Below are 4,129 nucleotides of genomic sequence, written 5' to 3' on the forward strand. Positions count from 1 at the left end.
TGGCGAAGCAAAGAAAGTGAGTCGCATGCCGGGCGACTCCCGGCCAGCCCAACCCCGCCAAGTCAACTAAAGACCGAAAAAGCAAAAAATCCAGACGAACCGCCCCCCAAAAAAACCACAACTCAAGACAACTGAACAGATACAGGCGGAGGCGGTGGGGCGGGTTTGACGCCCGCACGCGCCGCGCGGCGGATGGCGGATTCGTCAGACCAGGACCGCGCCACGCTGGCCGACAACAAGAGCACGGCAGAAGAAAAGTAGATCCACATCAGCATCACGATCAGCGAGCCGGCCGCGCCGTAGGCGGACACCACCGCTGCGGTGGACAGGTAGATGGCCATGAGGTATTTGCCGACTTCAAACAGGATGGCGCCGGTGGCGGAACCCATGACGAGATAGCGCATGGCGGGCTTGGGGCCGGTGCTCATGTTCATGAGCGCCACGAACAGGGCAACGCTGAAGCCGAACAGCACCAGTTCGTTGATGACCCAAGCGATTTTTTCGAAGGGCAAATAGGCGCCAGCCCAGCCCGACAGCAAACTTAGAAACGTGGAAATCACCAGCGACACCAGCAGCAAAAACCCCAGGGCCAATATGTAGGCGACACCGCGCAGGCGCAGCGAAGCGCTGTACCACCACTTTTGCCGGGGTGTCTCGCCGCTGCCGTGGCGCCACACGCGCTCGAACGCATCTTGCAGTTCGGCAAACACACCGGTGGCGCCAAACAGCAGCAGCACGAATGCGAACAGGGAAGCGGCGATGCCTTCCGAGGGCTTTCTTGAACTGGACAGGGCCTGCTGAACCGCCTCCGCCCCTTGCGCGCCAACCACGCTGCGGATCTGCGCGACCAGGCTGGTTTCAATATAGCTGCGGTCCAGCCACCAGCCCAAAATGGCCACCAGCAAGACCAGCAAGGGGGCCAGACTGAGAATGCCGTAAAAAGACATGGCCGCGCTCATGCGCAGGCCGTCGGCGTCTATCCAGCAGTCAATGGCGCGCCGCCAGGGGCGGTAGAGATATTGAAGGGCTGAAAGCCCGAGGGCCAGCAAGGCCTGAAGACCCCGGACGAGTTTTTCCATCATGCCTGGAGCTTACTAAAACCCCTGGGATGCAGGCGCCAGACGGCGCGGCGACAACCCGTAGGTGCGCGCCGACGGATCGGACCGGACGCGATGGTTTGACAGCTACTTACGTACTGGCCTTGAACAGCGCCGCGACTTTTTTGCGGGCCTTGATGTTGGCGGAGACGCCGCTGCGCGCCGGGCCGGCCTTGGCGTCGGCTTCCCAGGCGGGCTGCGCCTGGCTGTCCGCCTTGGGCTCGTAGGGTTTGTCAAAAAACGGATCGCGCGAGGCGGCCGGGGAGCGATGCGGCGTGTATTCGCGGCGCTCACGCGGCGCGCGTACGTCACGCGGCTCGCGGGCGGCGATGCCCTCGGTGCCGCTCTCGGCCTCGCGGTACATGCGGCGCCCGTCGTTGATGCGGCCCTGTTCGGCGATGCGGGGGCGGTCTTCCTCAAACTCCAGGGGTTCGATCTCGATCTTGGTGCCCAGCAGCTTTTCAATGTCGGCCACCAGGCGGGCGTCGCTGCTGGCGGCAAAGCTCACGGCCAGGCCTGATGCGCCGGCGCGGCCGGTGCGGCCAATGCGGTGCACGTAGTCTTCGGCATTGAAGGGCACGTCGAAGTTGAACACGGCCGGCACGTCCTTGATGTCGAGGCCACGGGCGGCCACGTCGGTGCAGACGAGCAGGTCGACCTCGCCGGTTTTGAAGGCTTCGAGCGCCTTTAAACGTTCTTCCTGGCTTTTGTCGCCGTGGAGCGCGGTGGTCTTGAGGCCTTCGCGTTCGAGCGAGCGGGCCAGGCGGGCGCAGCCGAGCTTGCTGTTGACGAACACAAACGCCTGCTTCATGCCGCGCTGCTTGAGGATCTGGTGCAGCGCGCGGCGTTTGTCGTCGGCGCTGACGCTGTAGAAATGCTGCTCGACCGTGGCGGCGGTCGCGTTGGAGCGGGCCACTTCGATCGTCACCGGGTCTTGCAGAAAGCTGGCGGCCAGGCGCTTGATTTCAGGTGAAAAAGTGGCTGAGAACAAGAGCGTGATGCGCTGCTTGGGCAGGTAGCTCAGGATGCGCTGCAGGTCGGGCAGAAAGCCGATGTCGAGCATGCGGTCGGCTTCGTCGAGCACCACGTACTCGACCTGGTTGAGCACGGTGTTTTTGGCTTCAATGTGGTCCAGCAGGCGGCCTGGCGTGGCCACCAGCACTTCAACGCCTTTTTTGAGTTCCAGCGTTTGTGGCTTCATGTCCATGCCGCCAAACACCACCGCGCTGTTGAGGTTGGTGTACTTGGCGTAGAGCTTGACCTGTTCGGCCACCTGGACCGCCAGCTCGCGCGTAGGCAGCAGCACCAGCGCGCGCACCGGGTGGCGCGCGGGCGACGTGGAGGCGTTCTCGTGCTTCATCATGCGCTGCAGCAGGGGCAGCGCGAAAGCAGCGGTTTTGCCAGTGCCGGTCTGGGCGGCGCCCATCACGTCCCTGCCCTGCAGAACGACCGGGATGGCCTGTTCCTGGATGGGGGTCATGGATTCGTAGCCCATCTCGGCTACGGCGCGTGCCAGCGGTTCTGCTAGCGAAAGGTTCGAAAAAGATGATGTCATTTAGCCCGCCATTGTCGCACTTTGAGCGAATCAGAGGCTTTGACGTCAATGCTTGCTGAAAAAACAGGCCGCAAGGGCCTAACATGGCTGACAGAAATAGCCGCTGAATCGCGTCAATTTGCTATTATTTACATAGCTACCAGAACCCGTATCTAAATGTCAGGCGCCTGTTTATTATAGATTTTTGGCGCTAAAGGTGTCGCAGGCCTTGACGCTGCCATTGTTCAGGCCGTTGTTGAACCAGCGCTGCCGCTGCGCACTGCTGCCGTGGGTAAAACTGTCGGGCACCACGGCCCCGCCACCGCTGCGCTGCAGCGCGTCGTCACCGATTTTGGCGGCGGCGTTCATGGCCTCTTCGACATCGCCCTGCTCCAGGATCTGGCGCGCGCTCTGGGCGTTGTGCGCCCAGACGCCGGCAAAGCAGTCGGCCTGGAGTTCCAGCTTCACGCTGAGCCCGTTGTAGTCCACGGTGCTGACCCGGCCGCGCATCTGCTCCATTTTCTCGGTAATGCCCATGAGGTTTTGCACATGGTGGCCAACCTCGTGCGCAATGACGTAGGCCTGGGCAAAGTCGCCGGGCGCGCCCAGGCGGGTTTTGAGGGTTTCGTAAAAACCGAGGTCGATGTAGACCTTTTGGTCGCTGGGGCAGTAAAACGGCCCCATGGCGGCCTGGCCCTGGCCGCAGGCGGTTTGCGTCGCCCCGCGAAACAGCACCAGGCGCGGCTCCTGGTAGGTTGCGCCGCCCTTGGTGAATTCGGTTTTCCAGACGTCCTCGGTATCGGCCAGCACGGTGGAGACAAAACTGGCCATGCGGTCGTCGGCGGGAGGCCGTTGGGCCGGCGATTGCTGCACCTGGGCCGTCGGGGCGCCGCCCGTCAAGGCGCCCAGGATGGTGAGCGGGTTGATGCCCAGAATCCAGCCGCCCACCAGCGCCACCACAATGGTGCCTATGCCAATGCTGCGGCCGCCCAGCATCCCGCCACCGCCCGCGCTGTTGCGCCGGTCTTCGACGTTGTCCGATTGCCGATTGCCTTCCCATTTCATGATTGATTTCCTGTTTTGCGTATAAGGATTGGCCTGGCGCTGACGTTTGTCATCAACACAATCACTCGATTTTGAGGGTGTTGAGGGTGGCCAATTTCATTGGTCCCCACATACATACTAACGGTTTGGTGGCTAGCGGCCCGTCAGCAAGGCCGTTGACTGGAAGGCGCCTGTGGCGTCGGCCAGCGCCTGCTGGCTGCCGGCGGTTGGCGGCAGAAAACTGGCAGCCGCCTGGACCCGCAGGACGCAGTCCTGGCGTTCGCTGCCCAGGCTGCTCTGGCTGCACTGGGCCAGGGCCGATCGCTCGGAGGCGTACTGAAACCCGCGCGCATCGGCTCTTTCGACCTGCCCGCCCACCACCAGCGCCATGGCCACCAACTGGCAGACGATGACGAGGCCGGCCGCCACGCCCAGCCAGACTTTGTAGGACGGT

Annotated in this window: 4 protein-coding genes; all 4 read right to left on the bottom strand. The window is 63.0% G+C overall.

What is annotated here, in order from left to right:
- Positions 1-122: 122 nt before the first annotated feature.
- Positions 123-1,079 (bottom strand): YihY/virulence factor BrkB family protein, encoded by a 957-nt coding sequence (locus tag IV091_RS12360; RefSeq protein WP_293469133.1) that lies wholly within the window; start codon positions 1,077-1,079, stop codon positions 123-125.
- A 109-nt stretch (positions 1,080-1,188) separates the two neighbouring features.
- Positions 1,189-2,652: a DEAD/DEAH box helicase gene (locus IV091_RS12365; protein ID WP_293469135.1), complete on the bottom strand. Its 1,464-nt coding sequence runs from the start codon at positions 2,650-2,652 to the stop codon at positions 1,189-1,191.
- A 174-nt stretch (positions 2,653-2,826) separates the two neighbouring features.
- Positions 2,827-3,696: a neutral zinc metallopeptidase gene (locus tag IV091_RS12370; RefSeq protein WP_293469137.1), complete on the bottom strand. Its 870-nt coding sequence runs from the start codon at positions 3,694-3,696 to the stop codon at positions 2,827-2,829.
- A 132-nt stretch (positions 3,697-3,828) separates the two neighbouring features.
- On the bottom strand, positions 3,829-4,129 hold a 301-nt coding region (locus IV091_RS12375; RefSeq protein ID WP_293469139.1), incomplete at its 5' end, for a hypothetical protein.

It is taken from the genome of Polaromonas sp., assembly GCF_018780625.1.
In the GTDB taxonomy this organism is placed as follows: Bacteria; Pseudomonadota; Gammaproteobacteria; order Burkholderiales; family Burkholderiaceae_C; genus Polaromonas.